21 protein-coding genes are annotated in these 22,199 nt (G+C 41.9%); 8 read left to right on the top strand and 13 right to left on the bottom strand.

What is annotated here, in order from left to right:
- Position 1: 1 nt before the first annotated feature.
- Together ABEQ24_RS02240 and ABEQ24_RS02235 are read left to right on the top strand one after the other, a co-directional pair.
- The gene (locus ABEQ24_RS02240) at positions 2–1,546 is read left to right on the top strand and encodes a sugar ABC transporter ATP-binding protein (RefSeq protein ID WP_430005247.1); all 1,545 of its coding nucleotides are present in this window, start codon (positions 2–4) and stop codon (positions 1,544–1,546) included.
- Positions 1,482–2,489, top strand: a complete 1,008-nt coding sequence (locus ABEQ24_RS02235; protein WP_430005246.1) for an ABC transporter permease — start codon at positions 1,482–1,484, stop codon at positions 2,487–2,489. Before ABEQ24_RS02240 ends, ABEQ24_RS02235 begins: the two co-directional genes overlap by 65 nt.
- Positions 2,490–2,722: 233 nt before the next feature.
- Here the strand turns inward: ABEQ24_RS02235 and ABEQ24_RS02230 are convergent, their stop codons facing one another.
- The 5 genes from ABEQ24_RS02230 to ABEQ24_RS02210 form a co-directional block, all read right to left on the bottom strand.
- Positions 2,723–3,199 carry an N-acetyltransferase family protein gene (locus tag ABEQ24_RS02230; RefSeq protein ID WP_430005245.1) on the bottom strand — a complete coding sequence of 159 codons (477 nt, stop codon included), beginning with the start codon at positions 3,197–3,199 and terminating at the stop codon, positions 2,723–2,725.
- 11 nt (positions 3,200–3,210) lie between these two features.
- The gene (locus tag ABEQ24_RS02225) at positions 3,211–3,792 is read right to left on the bottom strand and encodes a metalloregulator ArsR/SmtB family transcription factor (RefSeq protein ID WP_430005244.1); all 582 of its coding nucleotides are present in this window, start codon (positions 3,790–3,792) and stop codon (positions 3,211–3,213) included.
- 165 nt (positions 3,793–3,957) lie between these two features.
- Complete coding sequence (gene kynA / locus ABEQ24_RS02220) at positions 3,958–4,788, bottom strand: tryptophan 2,3-dioxygenase (RefSeq protein ID WP_430005243.1); 831 nt, start codon at positions 4,786–4,788, stop codon at positions 3,958–3,960.
- Between the two features lie 236 nt (positions 4,789–5,024).
- Positions 5,025–5,519: a methylated-DNA--[protein]-cysteine S-methyltransferase gene (locus ABEQ24_RS02215; protein WP_430005242.1), complete on the bottom strand. Its 495-nt coding sequence runs from the start codon at positions 5,517–5,519 to the stop codon at positions 5,025–5,027.
- An 11-nt stretch (positions 5,520–5,530) separates the two neighbouring features.
- Entirely contained in the window at positions 5,531–7,717 is a 2,187-nt protein-coding gene (locus ABEQ24_RS02210; RefSeq protein WP_430005241.1) for a PAS domain S-box protein, read from the bottom strand.
- A gap of 309 nt (positions 7,718–8,026) precedes the next feature.
- Here ABEQ24_RS02210 and ABEQ24_RS02205 point away from each other — a divergent pair, with 309 nt between their 5' ends.
- The gene (locus ABEQ24_RS02205) at positions 8,027–9,073 is read left to right on the top strand and encodes an acyltransferase family protein (protein ID WP_430005240.1); all 1,047 of its coding nucleotides are present in this window, start codon (positions 8,027–8,029) and stop codon (positions 9,071–9,073) included.
- A 121-nt stretch (positions 9,074–9,194) separates the two neighbouring features.
- A complete protein-coding gene (locus ABEQ24_RS02200; RefSeq protein ID WP_430005239.1) occupies positions 9,195–10,961 on the top strand; it encodes a B12-binding domain-containing radical SAM protein in 1,767 nt (588 codons plus the stop codon).
- Between the two features lie 56 nt (positions 10,962–11,017).
- Here the strand turns inward: ABEQ24_RS02200 and ABEQ24_RS02195 are convergent, their stop codons facing one another.
- From ABEQ24_RS02195 to ABEQ24_RS02185, 3 genes are all read right to left on the bottom strand, one after another.
- Positions 11,018–11,197 carry a hypothetical protein gene (locus ABEQ24_RS02195; RefSeq protein WP_430005238.1) on the bottom strand — a complete coding sequence of 60 codons (180 nt, stop codon included), beginning with the start codon at positions 11,195–11,197 and terminating at the stop codon, positions 11,018–11,020.
- Positions 11,194–11,370: a hypothetical protein gene (locus ABEQ24_RS02190; protein WP_430005237.1), complete on the bottom strand. Its 177-nt coding sequence runs from the start codon at positions 11,368–11,370 to the stop codon at positions 11,194–11,196. Before ABEQ24_RS02190 ends, ABEQ24_RS02195 begins: the two co-directional genes overlap by 4 nt.
- Before the next feature lie 86 nt (positions 11,371–11,456).
- Complete coding sequence (locus ABEQ24_RS02185; protein WP_430005236.1) at positions 11,457–11,594, bottom strand: hypothetical protein; 138 nt, start codon at positions 11,592–11,594, stop codon at positions 11,457–11,459.
- A 90-nt stretch (positions 11,595–11,684) separates the two neighbouring features.
- On the opposite strand from ABEQ24_RS02185, the gene ABEQ24_RS02180 reads away from it, so the two are divergent.
- Positions 11,685–12,020: a DUF3905 domain-containing protein gene (locus ABEQ24_RS02180; protein ID WP_430005235.1), complete on the top strand. Its 336-nt coding sequence runs from the start codon at positions 11,685–11,687 to the stop codon at positions 12,018–12,020.
- Between the two features lie 58 nt (positions 12,021–12,078).
- Here the strand turns inward: ABEQ24_RS02180 and ABEQ24_RS02175 are convergent, their stop codons facing one another.
- Positions 12,079–13,626: a bifunctional metallophosphatase/5'-nucleotidase gene (locus ABEQ24_RS02175; RefSeq protein WP_430005234.1), complete on the bottom strand. Its 1,548-nt coding sequence runs from the start codon at positions 13,624–13,626 to the stop codon at positions 12,079–12,081.
- A 308-nt stretch (positions 13,627–13,934) separates the two neighbouring features.
- On the opposite strand from ABEQ24_RS02175, the gene ABEQ24_RS02170 reads away from it, so the two are divergent.
- Positions 13,935–14,870: an LCP family protein gene (locus ABEQ24_RS02170; protein WP_430005233.1), complete on the top strand. Its 936-nt coding sequence runs from the start codon at positions 13,935–13,937 to the stop codon at positions 14,868–14,870.
- Between the two features lie 67 nt (positions 14,871–14,937).
- On the opposite strand, the gene ABEQ24_RS02165 is transcribed toward ABEQ24_RS02170, so the two are convergent.
- The 3 genes from ABEQ24_RS02165 to htpX all read right to left on the bottom strand — a co-directional run bounded on the left by ABEQ24_RS02165 (position 14,938) and on the right by htpX (position 19,758).
- A complete protein-coding gene (locus ABEQ24_RS02165; protein WP_430005232.1) occupies positions 14,938–16,950 on the bottom strand; it encodes a penicillin-binding transpeptidase domain-containing protein in 2,013 nt (670 codons plus the stop codon).
- A 268-nt stretch (positions 16,951–17,218) separates the two neighbouring features.
- Positions 17,219–18,565, bottom strand: a complete 1,347-nt coding sequence (locus ABEQ24_RS02160; protein ID WP_430005231.1) for a TrkH family potassium uptake protein — start codon at positions 18,563–18,565, stop codon at positions 17,219–17,221.
- Positions 18,566–18,879: 314 nt separating this feature from the next.
- On the bottom strand, positions 18,880–19,758 hold the full coding sequence (htpX, locus tag ABEQ24_RS02155) for a protease HtpX (protein WP_430005230.1): 879 nt from the start codon (positions 19,756–19,758) through the stop codon (positions 18,880–18,882).
- A gap of 150 nt (positions 19,759–19,908) precedes the next feature.
- On the opposite strand from htpX, the gene ABEQ24_RS02150 reads away from it, so the two are divergent.
- Complete coding sequence (locus tag ABEQ24_RS02150) at positions 19,909–20,598, top strand: DUF1836 domain-containing protein (protein ID WP_430005229.1); 690 nt, start codon at positions 19,909–19,911, stop codon at positions 20,596–20,598.
- A 2-nt stretch (positions 20,599–20,600) separates the two neighbouring features.
- Here the strand turns inward: ABEQ24_RS02150 and ABEQ24_RS02145 are convergent, their stop codons facing one another.
- Positions 20,601–21,797 carry an NAD(P)/FAD-dependent oxidoreductase gene (locus tag ABEQ24_RS02145; protein ID WP_430005228.1) on the bottom strand — a complete coding sequence of 399 codons (1,197 nt, stop codon included), beginning with the start codon at positions 21,795–21,797 and terminating at the stop codon, positions 20,601–20,603.
- A 177-nt stretch (positions 21,798–21,974) separates the two neighbouring features.
- On the opposite strand from ABEQ24_RS02145, the gene ABEQ24_RS02140 reads away from it, so the two are divergent.
- Positions 21,975–22,181 carry a small, acid-soluble spore protein, alpha/beta type gene (locus tag ABEQ24_RS02140; protein ID WP_430005227.1) on the top strand — a complete coding sequence of 69 codons (207 nt, stop codon included), beginning with the start codon at positions 21,975–21,977 and terminating at the stop codon, positions 22,179–22,181.
- Positions 22,182–22,199: the final 18 nt, after the last annotated feature.

The raw sequence follows: 22,199 nt of genomic DNA, 5'->3' as shown, positions 1-22,199 counted from the left end.
CATGAGCTCCCTCATCATGAATGACATCTATAAATCCTTTGGTGAAGCTGCCGTTTTAAAAGGCGTTTCTTTCACAGTCAAAAAAGGAGAAGTTCATGCTCTTTTAGGCATGAATGGAGCAGGCAAAAGCACGCTGATGAAGATTTTGTCCGGTGATTACAAACCAGATCAGGGGATCATTTCCATAGACGGGAAAGAAGCTGTCTTTCAGCAGCCAATAGACGCAAAAAAAGCGGGGATCGGGTTTGTTGTTCAGGAAGTGGACACTGCCCTCTTCCCGACTCTCACAGTCTATGAAAACGTCGCAAACATCCCTGATCAACAGTCAGCAGCCATATCTTACAGAAAGCTGAAAACGGACGCAGAAACCGTTCTGCAGCGGGTCGGCCTCAGGATCAATGTCAGCAATCTGGTTCAGGAGTGTACGCTTCAGGAAAAGCAGCTGATTTTACTGGCAAAAACCCTTTCTGCATCTGCAAACTACATCATTTTAGATGAGCCGACAGCTCCTCTAAGTGATACAGAAACCAAGATCCTATTTACCATCATCAGGCAGCTGAGAAACGAAGGTGCAGCGATTATCTACATCTCTCATAAACTCTCAGAAGTAAAAGAAATCTGCGACAGAGTGACCATATTACGTGATGGCAGCGTTGTGCACAGCGGAAATACTGCAGACATCGACATTGCAGAGATCGTCAGGCATATGATTGGTTCTGCTTTTCAACTTGAGAAGAGACAAACAGGCAAGACATTCGAAAAACCCTTATTTCTAGCTGAAGGTGTTGTGATTGAGAAGTTTGGCAGCAAACTAAGCTTTAATGTTCATGAAGGAGAAATTGTCGGCGTAGCAGGTCTTGCAGGCGCTGGAAAAACAGAGCTTGCTGAAGCTTTATATGGTTTAAGCTCCGCTAAAACATCGATTGAGCTTAGAGGGAAACGGGTTAAACTCACTTCCCCTGCAGCCGCCATTCAATCAGGCATTTGCCTGATTCCTGAAGAGAGAAGAAAACAGGGATTGTTTGTTCATGAACCTGTATCCGTGAATTTATCGATTCAGTCGCTCCGCTCCATCACTAAAAGCCTGTGGATTTCAAAGCAGAAGGAACAAGCATTAGCCAGCCGGCTGATCAGCCGGTTAAATATTTCAGCTGCCTCCCCTTCCATCACTACAGGTCTGCTGAGCGGAGGTAATCAGCAGAAGGTTGTGATCGGAAAATGGCTTAATACCGATTCCTCACTCTTTCTTTTTGATGAACCTACAAAAGGGATTGATGTCGGCGCAAAAAAAGAAGTCTTCGAGCTGATACAGCAGCTTGCGGCTGAAGGGAAAGGAATCGTCTATTTTTCAGGCGAATGGGAGGAACTGCTGGAAGTTGCCGACCGCATCATAGTTTTAAATAAAGGCAAAGTGGCCAAAGTTCTCTCACACGAAGGAGCCACGATCGAAAAGCTCATTTATTATGCATCAGGAGGTGAAGATGATGGAGGAAGCCGTCGTCATCAAGACAAAAAAACAAAGGAGCATTCTGCCCTTTCTGTATAAACATGGCACCATGCTCGTCATTTTAGCTGTTACCATCTACTTCAGCATCGCAGTGGACGAATTTTTAACGTATTCGAATTTCAGTGACATCCTGCGGTCAATTTCAATTGTCACTTTCGTTGCAATCGGCATTACTTTTTCGCTGATTGTTGATGGATTTGATTTATCTGTCGGATCGACTGTCAGCCTTGCAACAATTGGAAGTGCGGCTGCTCTCGTTTTATTCAGACAAGAATTGCTAGTCGCTCTCCTAGTCCCTATCGTGATCGGAATTGCCGTTGGATTATTCAATTCTTTTTTAGTCGTAAAAGTAAAACTTCCTGATTTGCTCGCAACACTTGCAGTCATGTATATCGTAAATGGGATTCATTTGACATACACAAAGGGGTACTCGATTTATAACAGCATGCCGCTTGAAGGCGGCGGAACCGCGGCCGGAAAGTTTATTCCCTCATTTCTTTTCATCGGACAGGGCAGCCTGTTTTCGATTCCTTTTTCAGCTCTGCTGATGATTATCACTGTCATTCTAGTTCACTTATTTTTACAGTACACAAAGCCTGGCCGGCTGTTTTATATGACCGGCGGAAACCGGGAAGCTGCAAGACTGTCAGGTATACCTGTTAATCGCTACCGGACATATGCCTATGTACTGAGCGGCGTTTTTGCAGCAATCGCAGGTATTATCCTTGCATCACGGATTGGAACTGGACAAGTTTCAGCCGGTGCTCCCCTATTGATGGACGGAGTGGCTGCTGCGTTTATTGGCATTTCCGTCTTTGGAGCGGGCAAGCCAAATGTCATCGGCACGTTTTTTGGCGCTATCCTGATCGGTATTTTGCTTAACGGCTTAACCATGCTGAACGTTCCTTATTATGCTCAGGACATCATTAAAGGAGCCATTTTGGTTGGTGCGCTGGCATTGTCACATTTACAGAAAAAGTAGAGCGTTCATCGCTCTACTTTTTTTCTTAAGCTGTTTTCACAAAGATTGTTGTTTTCATGATAAATGTTGTCCGTTTCTTGCAGCGAGAGGAACTTGCTTTCCGCGGTCCGGGTGGGAGCCTCCTCAGCTTCGCTTCCGGGGTCTCCCATTTCCCTCTACTTTCCCGCAGGAGTCAAGTTTATCCGCTACAATCCACTTAGGGTCTTTAATATCTAGTTTTAAAGCAACAAAGTTTACGAAAATAGCCTTTTCTTATAATGGCAGATTGGTCTATCCTCATACACTCCTTCTTTAAAAGCTGTATAACCCATCCGCAGCCAGAATAAATGGCCTCGTTCATTATTTGTCAGCACCCCGAGCCTGACTTCGCTGAAACCTTCTGCGGCAAGAAGTTCCTTTTCTGCTGTTTCATAGGCAAGCTTCGAAAGTCCTTTGCCCTGAAAATTGCGATGGATGATAAACAGGCCAATCCAAGGTTTTCCGTCATTCGGATTCAGCGGGCAATATTCAATGATGCCTATGATCTGATTCTCGTGTTTAATCATAAAGCGTTTTGCATCAACTGCTATTCCTTCTTCGCGTTCCTTCTGTAAATCTTCTTCAGTCAGATGATGCCTCCCGTATGAAATAAGATTAAAATCCGGATTGGAATTCATGATTTCCATTTCAGCAGGAAAGTGTTGTTTTTCTCTTGGTTCCAGTTTAATCATCCCCTCCGCTCCTATTCAATTTTCGCCCACAATTCTTTAGGATTCAGTTCGTAAATGGAGTTTTCCCGGTACATGATGTGATTGACAATAAATTCTCTTCGAATCGTCGCAAAATCCTCATGAAAATTTTTAATGTATTCATTGATCTCTTTTTCCGGGTATTTCTTTCCTGCTTCAAATCCCTTTGCTAAATGATAAAGAACAATCAGCCTTCTTTTACGCTGCGGCGGAATGGTTTTCAGCTTGCCGTCTTTCGTTAAGTAATTCCCAAGTATCTTTGAATGCTCTGCAGTTTTATCCTGATTCACTTCAAGCTCCCCTTTGCCTGTTACAATTTCCATCATGCCAAGTGACAGCTGCTGCAGCAGTTTTTCATTCACTTGAAAATAGATGGTGTTTTTAACCCGTTTTTCAGAAATCAGGCTGATTTCTCTCAGCTTTGTTAAATGATGTGTAATGGTAGGCGGTGTCAATCCAAGAATACCCGCAAGTGCCTGACCGTTTTTTGGACCTTTGGATAAAAGGGCAAGAATACGGATCCTGGTCGCATCACCCATAACTTTATGAAACGTGACGAGTTTATTCAGCTGCATTGATTTACCCTCCGATTAGATAGTTATCTAATTAGATGATAATCGAATTTCCGAATCATTGTCAATTGAATAATTGGATTTTTTTATATTTTTCAGGCAAAACTCATGAGTTGAATAATTTACAACAAAAAATGCCCAATTCCAAATAGAATGGGCATGCAATCGTTACAGCTTCGTTCGTATATCCCAAAGTTCCGGAAAGAAACGGTGATCGAGCACCTTTTTTAAATAGGTGACACCTGAGGATCCGCCTGTTCCTTTTTTGAAGCCGATGATGCGTTCGACTGTTTTCATGTGCCTGAAGCGCCATTGCTGCAGCCAGTCTTCGATATCAATCAATTTTTCTGCCAGTTCGTATAAGTCCCAGTATGCTGCAGGATTTCGGTAGACTTCAAGCCACGCAGCTTCAACTGCCGGATCACCTTTATATGTAAGGGTTACGTCCCTGTTCAGTGTTCCCGCAGGAATAGGAAGGCCGGCTGCTGCCAATGCTTGAACGGATACATCATAGATACTTGGCTTATGGAGTGCTTCATTCAGCGTTTGGTGCAAATCTGGATCTTTTTTATAGATTTCCAGCACATGTGTGGTTTTGTATCCCAATGCAAATTCAATCATCCGGTATTGATGAGACTGAAAGCCTGATGCTTGTCCGAGCTTGTCGCGGAACTGGACATATTCTGATGGGGTTAAGGTTGAAAGAACGTCCCAGGCATCAATGATTTGAGATTGGATTTTCGATACGCGGGCAAGCATTTTAAAAGCCATCGATAATTCCCCTTTTTCAATGGCTTCGATGCTTGCGCTGAGTTCATGAAGGATCAGCTTCATCCACAGCTCGCTTACTTGATGAATGATGATAAACAGCATTTCATCATGATGGCCCGACAATCGTTTCTGGCTGCTGAGCAGCGGTTCTAAGTGAAGATACTCCCCGTATGTCATCCGATTGATAAAATCGGTATGTATCCCCTTTTCGTCTTTTGGATCATTCATATGATCTCCCCCTCATAGCAAAAGAGCCCAGACTGCTGCTGAACTCCTCTATTTTTTGCTCAATATCGTTTTTTTCTGATCTTCGGTAATCACATTCATTTTTGAAAATAAATCAGCATAGAATGCGAGTTTATTTGGACGTTTCCACATTCTCATCACACACCTTTTTTGCTCCGGGGCAACTTTTTTAACTATACTAAATAATATGTCGCGCGGGTAAATATGTGACAAGCAAATTAAGAGCGATAGGAAATTTTTTCAAGGTCGAGAAGCATTGCCTTTAAATCCGTCTTTGTGCCTGCATATCCTGTGAGCATTCCTTTAGCTCCAATCACACGGTGACAGGGGACGAAGATTGGCAATGAATTTTTCTTGTTGGCCTGACCAACTGCCCGAACCGCTTTTGGGCTGCCGATTTTAACAGCGACATCAAGGTAAGTCCGAGACTCACCAAAAGGAATTTCTGAAAGGGCGGACCACACTTGTTCTTGAAAAGCCGTCCCTTCCTGTTTGAGCGGCAGCTGAAAAGAGGTTCTCTCTCCTTCGAAATATTCGGATAATTGTTTTTTTGCTTCCTTTAATAAATGATGTTCATCTGACTGCTGCATTGGATGTTCGAGCAAATATTCTTCAAATTGTTCCTCTGTAAGGAATAGCTTTGTAATAAAGTGATCATTAGCTGTTACCATCACTTTGCCAATTGGTGCGGGAACTGTTGTGTATGAGTGCATATGATTTCCTCTCACATGGTTTGTTTGATTGGCAGAGTGATGTGAAAGGCTGTGCCATTTCCGACTTTGCTTTCTACTTCCACTTTGCCGCAGTGCTCTTCAATGATTTTATAGCTGACCATTAAACCAAGGCCGGTTCCTCTGTCTTTTGTAGTATAGAACGGTTCTCCCAGACGCTTGATTTTATCTTCGGGAATTCCTGATCCTTCATCAATAATGGATACCAGAAGTTCATTTTCATTTTTCATCATCATATCTACCTGAATCGTGCCGCCGCTCGGCATCACTTCAATCGCATTTTTCAAGATATTAATAAATACTTGTTTCAGCTGATTTGGCTCACAATAAACAAGCGGGACAGACCCGTTATGATTCAATTGGATCTGTACATTCACAAGGATTGCCTGGGCGTTCAGCAAATCAATCGTTTCCTTCATAATGGTGACCACTTCTTTTTCCTGATAGGAGATCGCCTGGGGCTTTGCAAGGATCAAAAATTCAGTAATGATGGATTCAATTCTGCTGAGCTCAGATGTTATCACATTAAAATACATCGAAAAATCTTCTTTGACATTCGCTTCAAGAAGCTGAATAAATCCCTTTAATGCCGTCATCGGATTGCGGATTTCATGAGCAATTCCGGCTGCGAGTTCACCGACGACACTCAGTGTATCTGATTTGCGAAGACGCTCTTCCAATTCTTTCTTTTCCGTAATGTCGCGGAAGATCGCAAGGTTCATGTTTTCAATTATGTTTCGCTTTAATGAAAACTCCAGAATTTTTTCTTTATTATTTTGAAGCTTAAACGGGATTTCCTCTGTTGTTTCATCGATAAAATACATTGAATTCCCTTCTATTTTGTCGTAGGAAATCAGCTCGTGCAGATTGTATTTATGAATCTCAGGAAGCGGAATTTCAAGGATATGACTTGCTGTCGGATTTGCATCAATAATCGTGTAGCTGTCATCAATCAGCACAATGCCGTCCATCGCCCCGTTAAAAATCTTCCTGAACTTCTGTTCGCTTTCACGGAGCTCTTTTTCCATGCGTTTACGATCGCTGACATTCCTGAGAATCGTTAAATGATGTCCATCAGTCACGTCCATTTTTGATGTGAATTCAAGCTGTTTGCATTGTCCGTTTGGCATGTAAAACAATAATTCCTCCCGGATGGCGCCTTTCCTCACATATTCTTTTTTTGCCGCTCTGAACTTCAGATCGCTTAAGTCCATAAAATCGTAAATGCTGCTGCTGATCAAATTTTCTATCGACAATTCAAAGGTCCGGCAGGCAGACTGATTGGCACTGATGATTCTGCCGTCATTGTTCCAGATGATAATGGCATCGATTGCATTCTCAAAAATCTCCCTGAAGCGTTCCTCGCTCTTAAAGAGCTTCATTTCCATATTCCGTTTATCGGTAATATCCCTCATAATCGCCATATTAAATCCGCTCAGCACATTTGATGTTGAGGTGAATTCAAACACTTTTTTTCTTCCTGACATAAGAAGAACAGGCATTTCGCCTTTAGCACGGCCTCCCTCATTCAGGATCGACCAAAGCTTATCAAGTTTAAACTGATTTTCCCCTTCTATAAAATCATCCAGTTTAAATGAACTCAATTTGCTTTTATCAATTTCAAAGTTCTGACAGAACGAACCGTTTGCATCGATAAACTGGCCGCTGCCGTCAAATATCACAATGCCGTCCACAGCCCGGTGAAAAAGATCTTTAAAGAGCTGTTCATTAATTGTCCGTTCCCGCTCAAGCATTTTATTAGAGGAAATATCGCGCATCAACGCTAAATGCTTCGTTCCAAGGGCATTTTTCTGAATGGAGATCTCGACGAATTTCACTTGTCCATTATCAAGTTTAATAATCAGCTCATCTGTTGCCTGATCATGATCCCTCAGTTCTTCCACTTGCTTATGAAGCTGCTGATGAGGGACCAGGGATAAAAAATCGCACATTTTCCGCTTCTGCATTTCTTTTTTTGTCAGTTGAAAAAGGTGGCAGGCTGATTTATTGCAATCTATAAAATGAAAGGACTCATCAATGATAATGATGGCTTCCATAGCACTCTCAAAGACGATTTCATGTTGACGGCTGTTTTCCAGCAGGCGTTTGTTTTCCATTTCCAGCAACTTAATCTGTTCCTGCAGTGATGTGATTTCACATTTATTGATAACTTTGCTCATGCTATTTTCGCTCCTTGCCGCCGGGCAAATTTTCATCCTTTTTAAATTCAACATGTTTAAATTCAACATGAAAATGAATTGTCCTTCATCATTTTCTGTTTAGTGACAATTTTACTCCATAGTACCTACACAAACAGTTCCATTCAGACAAAAAATGCAAATATTTAAATATTTTACATCTATCTTACATGTTCTTTACAATCCTTTTAAAATGGCTTATATTCCAATCTGGCTGTTTTAAACTCTTTGTAAGATGGGTAAAAGGGTAACAAAGACTGCTTGTGGGGAAACTATACTCGGGAGCCTCTGATGACTTCTGTGAAAATGGGTGATTGTGTGAAAAATCGTGAGAGCTATTTCGATAATGCGAAGTTTATTCTGATCATACTTGTTGTGTTTGGTCATGTGATTCGCTCATTTATTGATAATAATGAATTTATGCTGAATGTTTATAAGTTTGTATATACCTTTCATATGCCGGCCTTTATTTTGATTTCAGGGTTCTTTGCCAAAGGATACAACAAAAAGGGCTATGTACAGAAAATCTTTAAAAAACTGATCATCCCTTATTTGATTTTTCAAGGGATTTACTCTGTGTATTACTTCCTGGTGGAATCCGGAAACACACTTGCTGTTGATCCATTAGATCCGCACTGGTCGCTGTGGTTCCTTATGAGTTTATTCTTTTGGAATCTGTTCTTATTTGCTTACACTAAGCTTGATAAGCGGCTTGCGATGCTGATTGCAATCGGACTAGGGGTAGCGATCGGCTATGTTGATTCAGCCAGCAATTACTTGAGTGTTTCAAGAACATTTGTGTTCTTCCCGCTCTTTTTAGCTGGGTTCTACCTTGATAAATCACATTTCAAGAAATTAACGACGGCGAAGGTTCGTTTGGCATCCATTGCATTATTGCTTATAACGTTTATTGCCTATTTCAATCTTGATTTTGATTATGAATGGCTGTTTGGCTCGAAGCCATATTCTGCAGTAAGCAATGCAGATGCGGCAGATGCATTTATCCGATTAGGATTCTACAGTCTGACATTTATTCTGACGTTCAGCTTTCTGTCCCTGATACCGAAGAGAAACTTTTTCTTCACTCATTGGGGAACAAGAACATTCTATGTTTATCTGCTGCACGGTTTCATTGTCAAATCGTTCAGAAACAGCGAGGCTCTTGATTGGCTTAAGGATTATCAGAGCGTCACTCTGATTATTCTCCTGTCCATTCTGTTAACATTTATCTTATCAACAAACTTTGTCAAAACGGTGACACAGCCGATTATTGAACTGAAGGCTACAAATTTAAAGAAATACTTTAAAAACCGGGAAGAAAAGGTGCAATACAGATAGAAACTAACCATCACCCCATCACAGGTGATGGTTTTTTCCATGTTTTTTACTCTCCTTTCTTTATGGGTAAAATGTGATAGAATAGATTGATTCAAAAATTAAGGTAGAAGTGGTGTTTTAAATGAAAGTTGTACTAAGTACATTAAATGCAAAATATATCCATACCAGTCTTGCCCTCCGCTGTCTAAAAGCACATGCACAGCCTGAATTCGATGTGACGCTTGCTGAATATACGATTAAAGACCCTGCTATGAATGTCGTAACAGATCTTTTCCGCATGCAGCCTGATGTTGTCGGTTTCAGCTGCTATATATGGAACATTGAAGAAACAATCAAGATTATTAAAATGATGAAAAAGATAAATCCATCGCTGATCATTATGCTTGGCGGTCCAGAAGTGACGTATGATACAAGAGAATGGATGGAACAGATTCCCGAGGTTGATCACATCGTCATCGGTGAAGGTGAAGAAACGTTTAAACAGTTTCTAAAAGAGCTTCAGGCCGAAAAAAACTTCAAAAACGTGAGCGGTATTGCCTATCGGGAGAATGGCAGCATCATCATTAATCCGCAGCGAAATAAAATCAATCTGGCTGAACTCGCCTCTCCCTTCCGTTTCGAAGAAGATATTCCCCATCTCTCAAAGCGCGTTACTTATATTGAAACGAGCAGAGGCTGTCCGTTCAGCTGTCAGTTCTGTCTTTCATCGATCGAAGTGGGTGTGCGTTATTTTGACCGCGAAAAAGTAAAAGATGACATTCGCTACTTGATGAAAAACGGCGCAAAAACGATTAAATTTGTAGACCGAACGTTTAATATCAGCAGAAGCTATGCAATGGAGATGTTCCAATTTTTAATTGATGAGCATCTGCCGGGAACGGTGTTTCAGTTTGAAATAACGGCTGACATCATGCGTCCTGAGGTCATTCAATTTTTAAACGATAATGCTCCTAAAGGATTGTTCCGTTTTGAAATCGGGGTACAGTCTACAAATGACGCCACAAATGATCTTGTGATGAGACGCCAGAACTTCAGCAAACTGACTCGTACCGTTACAATGGTAAAAGAAGGCGGAAAAATTGATCAGCATCTGGATTTAATTGCAGGTCTTCCTGAAGAAGATTACACGTCATTCCGTAAAACCTTTAATGATGTGTTTGAAATGCGTCCTGAAGAAATGCAGCTCGGTTTTCTGAAAATGCTGCGCGGAACTGGCTTGCGCCTGCGGGCTGCTGATCATGACTATGTCTATATGGATCACTCGCCATATGAGATTTTGAAAAACAATGTTCTTCCGTTTGAGGACATTGTGAAGATCAAACAGGTTGAGGATGTTTTAGAGAAGTATTGGAACGACCATCGAATGGATGCAACGATTGAATATTTAATTAAAGAGGTTTTTGATACTCCGTTTGACTTCTTCCAGGCATTCGGAACGTATTGGGATGAACAGGGCTGGGTCCGAATCGGACATCAGCTTGAAGACTTATTTAAAAGGCTTTATACCTTCCTGGCCGCTCATTATCATGATCAGGCTGCCGTTGCAGAAGGATTTATGAAGTTTGATTACCTGTCTTCACAAAAGCATAAACCACGCAAGCCTTGGTGGGATGATATGCTGTCGAAAACAGAAAGAAGCAAGCTCTATCAAACCATTCTCTCAAACCCTGGCCTGCTTGGCGAAGAGTTTGAACGGAAAGCATTCGCTGAAAAAGATTTATACAAGCATACGGTGCTGGATAAAGTGCCTTTCCAGCTTGATGCCTATTTAAGAACAGGCAAACTGATTATGGGTGAGAGCATTGTCCTTGTCCATTACGATCCAATCACGATGAAGACGACTCCTTACGCTGTGACAGAACGAAAACTTGAAGATAAAGTTAGTTAACACGAAAAGCGGAATCAGATGCTTAAAGCATCTGCGGTTCCGCTTTTCTTTTTTCCTTAACTCTCTTGCTTGTCGTTTTTATTACATGCCTTTGCTTTTTTCTCTGCAAATGCATCTATAAATTTGGCTGAGTTGAAATCGCCCATTTCGGTACCGAACTCTTCTTCAAGCAGACTTGGCTCCATCGGCTTTTTATGCTGTTCGCTGTGAGCGCTTTTGTTTGATTTTTTTGTCATGAAAAGGATCCTCCAGAGCGTCCTTTGCTTCCATTTTTGCTGTTGCGGTTTGCACCTTTAGCCGGATTTTCCTGACTGTATACAGCTTCGCTTGAGAATTCTGTATCAGGCAGGCTTTCCTTCGGTGTAAAATTGTTTTTCAGCGCTTGATCTCTTGCAGTTTTTCTTTTCATAAAAAATCCCCCTCATCAGATGTGTGAGAATTCCTCACTATATATAGTGTGAGTCATACGTTTCATCTTATGAGAGGGAAAACGAGTCATTTATGGTCTTGTTTGTGCTGATAAGCGATGAGAACGATTTCTTCGCCTGTTTCAGTGCGAAGTTCATTTTCCATTTTCTTCACTTTTTCCAAGTACTCATCTCTAAGCATGGCGACTGGAAATTCCTGATTCATGATGATCACTCCTTTTTTACTAGCATAGCCAGAGGCATTCTTTCATATCCGGGCTTTTAAAAGAACATACTAAAAATGGAGGTGAACAGGATGACCAAAAAAGATGAGTACTCTTTAGGCGATACCCTTCCACATCAAGCCAGTGCTCCGTCTTGGAAAGGCACAGGAATCAGCATGCAAAAGCCTTTCATTAACGAGCATGGTGTTGTCATTGGAGACAGTTTTTATGACTCCAAACAATCTCCCTTAAACAAATGGAGTGATGAAATCGATCCTGCAATTATGGCAGGCGATCAATGGGTTCACCCAACAAACGATATCGGCTGGAATACGAGTGAGAATCGCGAGCTGATTGAAAGCAAAAAAAAGCCCGAGGGCTTTCCTTTTACACATCCGGATAAAGATGCAGGATATGGACAGGATTGAGTCATTCTTTGCAAATAAGCCGAAGCGCATAGATTGCTTCGGCTTTTATTGTCAAATCTTACTCAAGATTACCCGTTAGTACATCTACTAATTCAGGTCCATTTTTAATCAGTTCTGTCTGTTTAAACTCTTTAAATCCGTCACCGCCTGAAGCAAGGTAGTTGCTTGTTGAGACGGTATACGTGCTGTGGTCCTGAATCCATTCTCCCCGATTGTTTTTTATATCGCTGATTTTTTGCCCGAGGGCCGCATTTCGATTGATGGAATAGGTGATTCCCTCTATTTGAAGTAAATTTTCATTTTTCAGGGCCCACTGCTGTTCAAGGATGTTTTTTAATTCTTTTCCGGTCATTGATACCTTCACTGCGTAATGATGAAAAGGAAGAGCCGCGATTGCCTGCTGCTTTGTTATCTCTCCTGCTTTTAAACTCTCACGTATTCCGCCATGATGGACCATGGATATCTCTGTATCCATTTCTTTATTCAGAGCGCCTGCTATGAAGCCTGCTAAAGGAGATTCACCCTGATCATTCTTCTTTCTGGAAAGATTTTGAGAAAGACTGCCAACGGGAGTACTATATTCATCTCCAATCCTTTCCTCATATTTCTTAATCAGCTGAAGAGCGGATTGGTCGGGTTTGACGGTATTGTGGTCCGTAAAGACAATTTCAGCCTCTTTTTGAACGATCTCTTCCTTTTTGCGGTCAATCGTAAGTGTCACGTCTGATAGAGCTTTACCGTACGAGTAGCTTTGAACGAGCAGCTTATTATCTACAACCGTGTTGGCATGCTGATGGCTGTGCGCGCCGAAGATCACATCGACTTCATCACTGATGTTTGGCGCCATATCGGTTAAAGCTTCGCCCGCATTCTCCCCGTTTTCATCTGAATTCACTCCCACATGTGCTAAAACAACGATTGATTTTACCCCTTTTTTATTTAATTGTTCAACTGTATGATTGATCGCTTCTGTTTCATCAATGATTTCAACCTGTTCTTGATTTTCAGGCAGAAGAAATTGATTTGTTTCAGTCGTGACAACACCAATAAACCCAATTCTGACGCCATCTATTTCTTTGATGGAATACGCGGGAAACATCGGTTTCCCTGTTTTTTTACGGATGACATTTGCTGAAATATATTCGAAATGAGTGCCTTTAAAGAAACCTGTTTTAGGATGGAATCCGCCGCTTACAAGCCTCATGAGTTCGTCTGCTCCCTGGTCAAATTCGTGGTTTCCTGGAGTGCCGACATCGACACGGAGCTGATTTAAGAATTCTGCGGTCGGTTCATCTTGAAAAAGAGAAGAAATGGGAGGACTTCCGCCTGTCATATCGCCTGCATGGACAAGCATCGTGTGTTCGTGTTCCTGTCTAAGTCTGTTTACATGAGCAGATAGATATTCTGCACCGCCAACTTTTTTTCCAGAAAGGACAGAATGCGTATTCAGCTGCCCATGCAAATCGTTCAAGCCAAGCAAATGAATCTCCGAAAGCTGATTTTCACCTGTACCGGCGCGTCCCTGACTCCCGCCATAAACAGATGCAAGAAAAAGGATAAACACGCCTAAAAAGAACATGGATGCCATTTTTACAGTATGCTTCAAATCTGCTTCCCTCCTTTAGATGGTTCTAACGTAGCACGCCAAAATGAAGGGCATCTAAAGTTCAGGTAAAGGATTATTAAGTTTTGTTAAGAAAAGTAAAAAAGAATCGAATTCATACGATTCCGCATGATCCTGCATCAATTTCCTCTGTTCAGCCGCTATGAAATCCTTTACAATAGAACACCTGAGCTTTAAAAGATTTCCATTCCGTCAATTCCAAAATCTAACATCCCACATATCCAGTAAAAGCAAGTATACTAGTAGTCAGTTCCAGTCAGTTCCAATGTTTTTAGAAATGAGGGTTTCCTATGCGTTCAGATAAACATCTGCAAAAGAAAAAAAGCGGCAAAAAGAGAGTCCTGATCTTTTTCACCATCATCACTCTTCTCTTTGCGGGACTTAGCTGGTTTGCCTATGATCAATTTCTCTCAGGCGTAAATAAAACAGCAGCAGAATCCAGCATAAAAAAGAAAGAATATACTTTTAACGGCCAAAAAGATGAAAATGGAAACACAAATATTCTAGTGCTTGGCAGTGATTCAAGAGGAGAAAAACATCCCCGCACAGATACAATCATGATTGCTCAATACAATGAAAAAACCAATAAACCAAAACTTCTTTCGATCATGCGGGATTCCTATGTGGAAATTCCCGGGCACGGCCAGAATAAAATAAATGCCGCATTTGCCATCGGCGGTCCTGATCTCCTGCGCGAAACCATCAAGCATAACTTTGATATCGATATTCAGCATTATGCAATCATTGACTTCAAAGGTTTTGAAAGCATGATCAATACAGCCTTTCCAGAAGGCGTAGAAATAAATGTCCGGCACCAAATGTCAGAAAAAATCGGCGTAACGATTGAACCTGGACTGCAAAAGCTTGACGGTGAGCACTTATTGGGGTATGTGCGCTACCGCGGCGGAGCCGACAGCGACTTCGGCAGAGTAAGGCGCCAGCAGGAAGTGATGAATCTGTTAATGAAAGATATGCTTACTGTAGAGGGCGTTACAAAACTCCCTAAACTTGCTGGAGTCATCACACCTTATATTAATACCAATGTAGATACGTCCACCGGGATTTTCATTGCAAAAGATATGATTACGAATAAATCCAATTTAGAAACATTGCGCATTCCCGTCGACGGCAGCTTTGAAAATTCACGATATGACGGAGCGGGATCTGTACTGGATCTGAATATCGAGGAAAATAGAGAAGCGATTCAAACGTTTATGAATTCATAAGAAAAAGCTATTGCCGCTGGCAATAGCTTTTTTCTATGGGTATCAAAATTGGTTTACTCTAGTTAAATTACTTCAGATAACTGGCAAATACATTTTTGACCTTCGGAACGACGTAGTGACTGCCTCCCCGTTCTTTTACATCCTCAATCATCATCGTAATCAGAAGTTCAGGGTTCTCGGTGTTCATACCGACAAACCAGCCATTTTCTTTCCCGATCTCTTCTTTGGTCGTTTTCAGTTCCGCGGTTCCTGTTTTGCCGGCAAGTTTGATATTCGGCAATTTCGGATTGTGCCCTGTTCCGTTTGGATCTTCTACAACTTTGATTAAATCAGAGAGAATAATGGAATTCTGCTCAGGGCTGATTATGCCTTCCTTCCAAAATTCAGGCGCAGGCTGTTCTTTTTTCTCAAGATACGGCTTCAGCATGCTTCCTTCGTTCAAAAAGACGGTATAGGCCGCAGCAAGGTGCATAGGGCTCATCTGCACTTCCCCTTGTCCGTAGCCTGAGTCTGCGAGGAGAACTCCACCAGCCGCTAAATCAGAATTTGAGATGGATGACGCTGCAATTGGGAAATCATAATCAATGTCTTCACTAAATCCAAATTCCTCTAAGCCTTTTTTAAATGCTTCCGGTCCGATTTCTAAAGCAGCTTGAGCGAAATAGATGTTATCGGATGTGACAAGTGCACGTTCTAAGTTTACAGATGAATACATATCTGAGACTCTCGTAATCGTATATTTGCCCCACTCAGGCCCTTTTTGCCATGTTGGCCCGTTAATTTTCTTTACAGCTTCAGGATCAATGCTCCCGGTCTTTAACCCCACCGCTGCCGTGATAGCCTTAAACGTAGAACCCGGTGAAAAATTTTTGTTAAATTTCGCACTGAGCGGTTTTTGCGGATGTTCAGCCAGTGTCTTGTAAGCTGCGCCAGACATTCCAAAAACAAAGGCATTCGGATTATAGGATGGACTGCTGACCATCGCCAGGGTTTCTCCTGTTTTAGGGTGGAGGGCAACAGCAGTGCCTGAGTCCCCTCTCAGCTGATCATACAGCTGCTTTTGCAGGTCAGTATCTATGGTGACTGTGATATCTTCCCCATTTACAGCAGGCGTTTCCGCAATCGTTTCATTGGAACCGTCAATATAGATTCTGTAGCCCTGCTTTCCTCTCAGGCGTTCCTCATATACATATTCAAGACCTGTCTTTCCGATTTGCGAGGTGCTTGTATAGCCTTTATCCTTTAGCTTCTCAAGCTGCTCAGCTGTGATGCTGCCGACATACCCTGACAGATGGGCAGAACTTTCTCCCTGTGGATAATATCTGCTGTCAACATCTGCTTTTTGAAAGCCCGGCAGAGAAGTTACTTTTATAAGAAGCTCCTTATTGGCAGGATCCACTTTCACAATTGGCACAGAAACATCAGGCTTGACCCAGTTGGCCGAAAGCTTAGCGTCAATGTCCTGGACGGAAAGATTCAGCAATTTAGCTGCTTCCGCTTTTACCTTTTCAGGCTCATCGCCAAGCTGCCCGGGAACAACTTGAATTTCAGGAACTTTTGCCTGTATGGCGATTCCTTTTCCGTTTTTATCAAAAATACTTCCCCGAATCGGCTTTAGTTCAGAAACGCGGACAGCATCCCCTTCCTTAAGCTGAGGAAAAATCATTGCTGGATTCCATGCTAAAAACCAATTTTCTTCTTTTTCCGTTTCTTCCTGGACAAATACAGCATCCTGTTCAAACTCCACCGGACCTGCAATTGTCTCCATTTTTAATGCATATGGCAGAGAAGCTTTTTTCTCATCTCCCCTGTCTGCATCCTCTTCAGGCTTGTTATATGTAACATTCAACTTGCTGACTTCAATGGATTCATAAATTTTTTTGTACCGGTCTGTAAACTCTTTTTCGGTCATTTTGCTTTTTGCATCTGCTGACAGGAAATCGTACATCTCGTTAAATTTTTGCTTGTTCCACAGGCTGACATATTCCTGAAATCTCTCTTCAGGCGAAGTCCCTTTTGAACAGCCGCCTAAAACGATGAGCAGCATTACGATTACAGCGAGTATAGGACTTTTCTTCACAATATCTGATCTCTCCCGTTTGTTGATGCTTTAAGTATAGCATAGTCAAGGGATTATTTTCCTGACAACTGTGATCTCATAAGAAATGCTCAAGCGCCCGTTTAGTGCAGGCATACAGAAAAGAGATTCGCCAGTAAAGCGCTTTTTGCCAATACTCTCGGATCCGTGTTGGCCAAGAAGCTTGGCGATTCCGCTCTCCATCAAAGTGCAAAACCTAATACTTTCATCCATAAAAAAAAGCAGGCGCATACACGCCCGCTGAAGCTGTTTATCCAATAATAACCCGTTCCTTTGGATAATGATAATTTGGTTTGACTTCTTTTGAACCGATAATGTAAATAAAGGTCACGATTCCGATCCGGCCGATAAACATGAGGATCATAATGATGCATTTACCGATGATGCTCAAATCAGGCGTAATCCCCATGGAAAGCCCCGTTGTTCCGAACGCGGAACAAACTTCAAACAGAATCTCTATGAAGGTGAATCTTTCAGTAATGGATAAAATAAAGACAGATGTAAAACAAAGAGCAAAAGCCATTAAGGTAACCACAAGTGATTTTTTCACATCATCTTCGTGCAGCTCTCTTTTAAAAATTTTGATTGTTTTGTTCCCTTTTGCAAAGTGATAAAGCGCCAGTAAATTAAGCGCGAATGTGGTAGTCCGGATTCCTCCTCCGACTGAGCTCGGGGATGCGCCGATAAACATCAGGGCACATAGTATCAGCAGTGTTGCTTCAGAAAACAGGCTGACATCCATGGTTGCGAGCCCGCCGCTTCTCGTAGCGGTTGACTGAAACAGTGAGTAGAAAAAGGTCTCATGCCAGGATTTATCCTGAAAGAAAAATTGAAATTCAAGCAATGCAATCATGATCGTGCCGCCAATAACGAGCAGCGCATATGTAACTGTCGTAAGTTTCGTAAAGAGGGTAAAACGGTATTTCCCTTTTTTGCTGAACAGAAAGGTTTTCACTTCGATTAGAACAGGGAAGCCAATGGCTCCAAGCGTTATTAATAGGATGATGACAAATTGAATAAAGTAATCATGTGAATACGGAATCATTGAAGCACCTGTAATGTCAAACCCGCCATTGGTGGTCGCACTGACAGAGTTAAAAAAGCCATGCAGGAAAGCTTCCTGCCATGTCGGATAGTATTTTAGAAAATAAGTGCCGAGGATCATGCCCCCGCTGAACTCGATAATCAGGATTAAAAGCAAAATTTGCTTCATCAGATTCACAATGCCTGACAGAGCATACTGGTTTTGATCAGCCATGATTAATCGTCTCTCTCTAAGTCCGATGCGTTTTCCTACAATCAGCCAGACAAAAGTGCCGAGCGTCATGACTCCAATTCCTCCGAATTGAAGAACAAACATAAGGATAAAAATGCCTGGTACGGTTAAGGTGTCCGATATATTAACTACACTTAAACCTGTCACGCTTACTGCGCTGACCGCTGTAAAAAGACCGTCCATAAAACTCCAGTCCACCCCTGGCTGATGCGCAACAGGCAGGCTCAATAAAGCGACCGAAACACTGACTGCAATAATGTAATAGGCTGCTATCAGCTGAAACGGAGTTAATTTCTGCAAGAATAATTTAGATCGTTTCATTGGTTAGGTTCATTCCTTAAATAATGGGGTTAACTGCATGGTCTCTATCATAATGAAAAGCAGAGCAGTTGAAAAGGGGTATTCGGAAAATTAACGAAGAAAGATACAAATATAAGTCTAGCTTCATTTTCAACATGAACCTAATAAAACATACCTGGCCGATTTTCAAAAACAAGCTGAAAATCAAGATTTCTATTATGGGTTAAGCATATGATTTACTATTCCGTGTTTTGATGCATTTTTCTGCAGTATTGCACAAAGTTCTTGACATATAAAAAACAGATGAGATCTTAGTCTCATCTGTTTTTCCCTGTTTATTTCGCTTCTAAACGGCGAATTCTCTCATCTAGGTCAGGATGTGTTGAAAAGAGAGCAAGCCCGCGTTTCCCGCTGATTTTAAGCGTGGCAACAGACGATTGCTCATTATTGATCCGCTGTGTGTATCCTTTAAGGGCGCGCAGCGCATGAACCATTTTGTCTTTTCCGGCAAGATCCGCCCCGCCGTTGTCGGCATGAAATTCCCGGTGGCGCGAATAAGCAAATACTACAAGACTGCCAAGGATAGAAAACAGCAGCTGGAAGATTAGAATTGCAATGAAATGAACTATTGGAGCCATATCTTCTCTGACAAATCTAGATGCAATCCATGCTGCAATTCTTGCTAGGAAGACAACAAATGTATTTACAACACCTTGCAGCAATGTCATTGTCACCATGTCACCATTGGATATATGCGCTACCTCGTGGGCCAGCACACCTTCAACCGCTGCATCATCCATTTCCTCAAGCAGGCCAGAAGATACAGCTACAAGCGAATTGTTTTTAGAAGGACCTGTTGCAAAAGCATTGACCTCCCGTGATTGATAGATCCCCACTTCCGGCATCTTCCTGATACCGGCAGCTCTCGATAATCTGTGTACACGGTCTACAAGATTTCTTTCATACACAGATAAGGATTGATCTGGTTTTAACACCTTCACGCCCATCATCATTTTAGCCATCCATTTAGACATCAGGAGAGAAATAAATGACCCGGTAAAACCGACGACTGCACTGAACACAAGCAGGCTTATGAGATCGATTCCACCTGAAGCAGTCACATATGAGCCAACTCCTAGCAGGGAGAGGACTGCCCCTATCGTAATGAGCACAAGAATATTTGTTAAAATAAAGAGGAAAATCCGTTTACCCATCTTGCACCTCCATCATTTTGAGTTCAAGTGAACTTGTATTATAATCATATTATAATTAAAATACATTGTATAAGGCAAATAAAAACACTTTGGTAAACTCAGGAAAAACGGCTCATCCATTGGGCTAATACATCAGAAAAGAGGTGTGCGATGAAAACGAAACAGTTAAAGCGGTCTGATATGGCAAGACTGCTGCTTGCTTTAAAAGGAGAAAGCGGACAAACGCCGCTCCAATTGCTTAACCAATTAGGCTTCGGTCACGATGGCCCTGAAAATGCACTGCCTGATATTATTAAAAATCATAAACCATTCCCAAGAGGTCTATCTACAAATGAAATCGTCACACTTGCAAAGCTGTGTGAATTGACGTCACTGAAGTCAACATCCATCCAAAACTGGATAAAGCGAGATATAAAGGAATTGATTGGCGCACCGGAACTCGGCAAGAAGTACTCAATTGAACAGGCTGCCATTCTGCTGATTGTCAGAGATTTAAAATCGGTTTTTGATTTTGATACAATCAGACAATTATTGATGAGTCTGTTTAATACCTTATCAGACCGGAGTGATGACTTAATCTCTCCATTAACTTATTACGCTGCATATGGAGAAATTCTCGAAAGAATGGAATCCATTACGATTTTCTCCTTATCAAAGCATGAAATGGAGGAGGAAATTTCAAAAAAAATCGAAACTTCCAGGGATCTGTTTCAGGATATTTCAAATGAATTATGGATGCAGGTTAAAAATATTTTAACGGTTACTGTCCTATCTGTAATCGCCTCTTATCTTCAAAGAAGAACTGAGCTGTTTTTCCAGCAGCATCTCGAAAAAAAATAGGATTACCTCTCCAAATACATTTGAAGGTCATCGTTTTGCTTTCCTGTTAAATGGTCCCGGATGAGGCTTGCAAGCACGTAGCTGCAGACGGTCCCGTTTCCGCCATATCCAAGCAAAAACAGGCAGTGCGGCAATTCGGGGTATTCTTTTATCATGGGAAGCCCGTCATGAGTACTTCCAAATACGGCTCCCCAGAAGTATTCAGCCTTAATCCGCAGTTCCGGGAAAAGCTTTTTCACTTCAAGCAGGAGCTGATCTCTTTTGTGGACCAGCTTCGAATCCATTTTCAGAGCATCTATTGTTGGTTCATCTAATCCTCCCGCGATAATCCGATTATCTGCGGTCGTTCTCATATATAAATATGGCCTTGCTGTTTCCCAAATCAGGGATTGCCGGTACCAGATATTGTTCTTGGCCAGTCTATTTGTGACAATTGCATATGAACTGGACAAAACGGCATTTTGTTCGCGTCTGATTTCCTGATTTCTGTACCCGGCCGCCATGATGACCTTCTTCGCTTTGATGCATGCCCCGCTTGCTGTATACAGCATCACACAGCCATGTTCAAACTTCCTCCCGACTATTTCGGTCTTTTCAAAAACTCGCACACCCTTAGTTTCAGCTGCATTTATTAGTGAAATCGCAAGCTTATAAGGATTCACTTCTGCATCACCTCCAGAGAGGATTCCTGCCGGCTTTTTAAATCCATACATTTTCTCAATATCAGAAGAGGACAGCCATTCTGCATGAAAGGAATGTTTTTTCAGCATGTCATATTCTTTTCTCAACATGTCAGCATCAGCCTCATCAGATGCATAATACAGACTCTCTCTTCTTTTAAAATCAGGCTGAATTGTCAGTGACGGAATCAGCTTTCCTAATCCTCTTAATGCCTGTTCACAAAGCCGGTAATGCCTCACAGCATTCTCCTCGCCAAAAGAATTTGCACAGGATGTCAGCATTTTATCATTTGAATATTGCAGCAGTCCGGTATTTGCACTCGAACTTCCGCTGCCTGTCCGATCCTTTTCAACTAATACGACGTCCATTCCTGTTTCACTTAAAAAATAAGCACAGTGGGCACCAGATTCACCGCCTCCGATGATTAAGACGTCACAGCTGATATCCTTCTCCAAGGCTTTATAGGGCTTTGGGGTCAATGTTTCCGGCCAGAAAAACGTGCCGCTCCGGATATCCATCTCTTCACCGCCTCTTTTAGTTTGTGATGATAGTTTTTGTTATTCCATAAGTTTCATTCAGCACCTGTTCATACTGCTGTCTGGTGACCATTGCCAGTATATTTTTCAAGCTGAAATCAACACTATAGAAACAGCCATTAAGGGCTGCATCTTTTCATATAAAAGGAGTTGAAAACAATGGCACGCAGCAGCAGCAAATTACTTGTTCCAGGAATTGAACAGGCACTGGATCAAATCAAATATGAGATTGCACAGGAATTTGGAGTTACTCTTGGATCTGATACAGCAGCACGCTCTAACGGATCTGTAGGCGGAGAAATCACAAAACGCTTAGTCGCTCAAGCACAAGCAGGACTTGGCGGACAACCTTCTAAAACTGAATAACATGGCAAAAACCGCCGG

Source organism: Metabacillus idriensis (assembly GCF_050483325.1).
Taxonomy (GTDB): Bacteria; Bacillota; Bacilli; order Bacillales; family Bacillaceae; genus Bacillus_P; species Bacillus_P idriensis_A.
This window is presented reverse-complemented; position numbering and strand designations above follow the sequence as displayed.